General features: G+C 59.7%; 2 protein-coding genes and 1 pseudogene. 1 reads left to right on the top strand and 2 read right to left on the bottom strand.

Translation table 11 applies throughout. The annotated features are described in order from the left end of the window. Positions 1-125 precede the first annotated feature (125 nt). Positions 126-605: a flavin reductase family protein gene (locus tag ACUVTA_RS09315; RefSeq protein ID WP_445952661.1), complete on the top strand. Its 480-nt coding sequence runs from the start codon at positions 126-128 to the stop codon at positions 603-605. On the opposite strand, the gene ACUVTA_RS09310 is transcribed toward ACUVTA_RS09315, so the two are convergent. Beyond that, complete coding sequence (locus tag ACUVTA_RS09310; protein WP_445952660.1) at positions 602-1,399, bottom strand: DUF1848 family protein; 798 nt, start codon at positions 1,397-1,399, stop codon at positions 602-604. The genes ACUVTA_RS09315 and ACUVTA_RS09310 overlap by 4 nt on opposite strands. A 38-nt stretch (positions 1,400-1,437) precedes the next feature. Next, positions 1,438-2,691: pseudogene (locus ACUVTA_RS09305) on the bottom strand (IS256 family transposase). Positions 2,692-2,853 lie beyond the last annotated feature (162 nt).

Below are 2,853 nucleotides of genomic sequence, written 5' to 3'. Positions count from 1 at the left end.
AAAAACTCGGGGAGAATAGGAGATACGGCGTACTTTCAGCAGTGGAATCAAAAATGGCGCCCGAAAGAGGAAAAGGGGCGCGGCCGTGGAATAAAATTCTGAAAAGTTTACGGGAGGTTTTAGCCGTGAAACAGGCGCTCCGCCTGCTTCCCTGGCCGGTTACGCTCATCGGCACTTATGCCGGTGGCCGGCACAACCTGATGACCGCCTCCTGGGTGAGTCAGGTCTCCTTCCGCCCGCCGCTGGTGATGGTTTCCGTTGCGCCCGAGCGCTATACTTACGAAATGCTCCAGGCAAGCGGGGAGTTCGTGGTGAGCATCCTCGCCGCTGACCAGCAGCGGTGGGCCGAATTCTGCGGCAGCCGCTCCGGCCGTGACGTGGACAAAGTCAAAGAGCTGGGCCTCAAGACCGCGCCGGCCGAAAAAGTAAAGGTGCCGCTGCTCGCCGATTGCGTGGCGAACCTGGAATGCCGCGTGGTGAGCATGCACGCCGCTGGCGACCACGTCCTCTTTGTCGGCGAAGTTATAGCCGGCAACACCCCGCGGCCGGGGGCCGTGCCGCTCGTCATCAAAGACTGGGAGTACGGGCGCTACGCGAAAGATTAGAAGCGCCGGCCCGCGCAACCGGTAACGCGGGCGTTGGCGTAGCAATAGAGGCAGCCGGAGGGGCAAGGCATCGTGTACCAGCCGAGATCCACGGAGTGGGTGCAGCCGCACTCTTCCCGCTGGCCCCGGGCTTTGTCCAAGCGACACTTTTCTCCCGCCGGGTGAAGCGCCGTAAGCAGCGCCCCGTCGATGCACCGGGAAACAGGAAGGCCGGGGACGCAACAGGCGTAAAGGGTGGCGCCATTTGCCGCCGCAACCCGGGAAAGCTCTTCCCAAACGCGCCGTTGCGCGGCCGCAGTAGGCACTATCGCCTCCCAGCCCAGACGCACGAGGCGCTGCCGCACTTTGGGGTAGAGCGCCACAAAAGAAGCGGAAAACGCCTTCACCCCGCATCCCGCCGCCTCCCGGATAACCGCCTGCGCCGCCGTTAGATTCTCTATCTCTTCCCCTTTCCGCCGCAGCACCACTAAGGGGTCGGGGCGCACCCGGAGCCGGCACGGGTCTCCCAGGAAGTCGATGAGCGCGGGAATTTGGGTCAGCACCTTTTCCGGCGGCGGCACGCGGGGCTCAACCACCGTTCCCCCGAGCCCTGTAATCGTCAGGTGGACATAGACTTGCGCGTACTCCTTCAGCACCGAGCGCAGCTGGACCAACACCGTATCCGGAAACTTAGTCCACACCACTACCGTGTGGACCCGCTCCGGGGGGTAGCGGGTAGTTAACACCGTAGCTAACTTTTCCGCATAGAAATAGGGCTCTGTACGCCGCGAAAGGGAAACCACTGTTTTCAACATTAGCCCTCCGCAAAAGCGAATTCATCCGCGTACCATCATTATACCGCAGCCGGAAAATCCCGTACTTTCTTTGAGAAGCCGTGAGCAATAAGCGCTACGAATTCCGTATTAGCCTTCCACTCCCAGTAATCCACCATATCAAAATACCGGGACCCAGAAGACCAAGCCTCATCAATCTCCACGAGCACCGCCCCGATCAGGCGGATAGCGGACTCCTCATTGGGGAAGATTCGGATCACCCGCTCCCGGCGGCGAATCTCCTGGTTGAGCCGCTCGACCCCGTTGGTGGTGCGCAGCCGCTTCCGGTAGCGTTCTGGCAGCGCCATCACCGCCATTGCGTCCTCAAACCCGGCTTCAAGCCGCGTGATCGCCTTTGGCGTAACGTTACGCCAAAGGCCTCTATCGTCTCGTTTAAGCCTCCCGCCTGGCCGTCTCCAGAGCCTTACGCGTCGAAGATCAGCCGCAACCGACCATGCAGCTCACCCTGCAGTGCCTTAGGGCAGGCGTCCAGGACGTTCCGGATAAGGTGCGTCTGGCACCGTTGCCAGGTGGCCCCCTGAAAGTGAGTCTCTATCGCGTTGACTAATCCCTTATGATCATCCGAGACCACCAGATCCACTCCTCTTTGAGGCCGCGTGCCTTGAGCCGGCCGAAGAACTCCGACCAGGTGATCTCCGATTCGCTGTCCCCAAGCATAAGCCCTAAAATCTCCCGGTATCCCTCCCTGTTGATTCCGGTGGCAATGAGCACGCTTAAGAGTCGCACCCGGCCACCCTTGCGCACCCGGATTACCAGGGCATCCACCACTAAGAAAGGGTATTCCTGGCTGCTCAAATCCCGGTCGTTCCACTCTTTCACGATGTCGTCCAGTCCACCAGCTACAGGCTGGATACGGTGGACTTAGAGAACTCGGTACCGCACAGCTCTTCAACAACGGCTCTCACCTTCCTGGTGGATACACCGTTGACAACCATCTCGATCATCGCCAGCAAGAGCGCCTGCTCGCTCCGTTGATACCGCTCGAAAAGCTCCGTGGAGAAATGCCCGCGCCGCAGCCGGGGAACCATAAGCGCAAGTTCTCCTACACGCGACTTGAGTACTTTATCCCGGTGCCCGTTGCGGTACCCCTGGCGATCTTCGGTACGTTCGTAGGGCTTGGCCCTGAGTTGCTCGGTAGCCTGGGCATCGAGCACCTGATTGACTATGTCCTCCACCAACCGGGCCAAGCCATCATCCCGGACAAATAATCCTTGCAATAGATCACGGTCTACGGTAACCTGGTAGTGAGCCATCCTTTCTCCCTCCTGGTGGTTGAGATTTGTGCTGTTTCTTATCTACCAGAGGGAGGGTGGCTCTCCTGCTTCAAGCCCTCACAATTTTACACCATCATAATGGACACAACACCGGGAGCCGGCAATGCCCGGCTCCCGGAAAAAATAGATGAAGCGATGCCA

This window comes from Thermodesulfitimonas sp., assembly GCF_052743955.1.
This window is presented reverse-complemented; position numbering and strand designations above follow the sequence as displayed.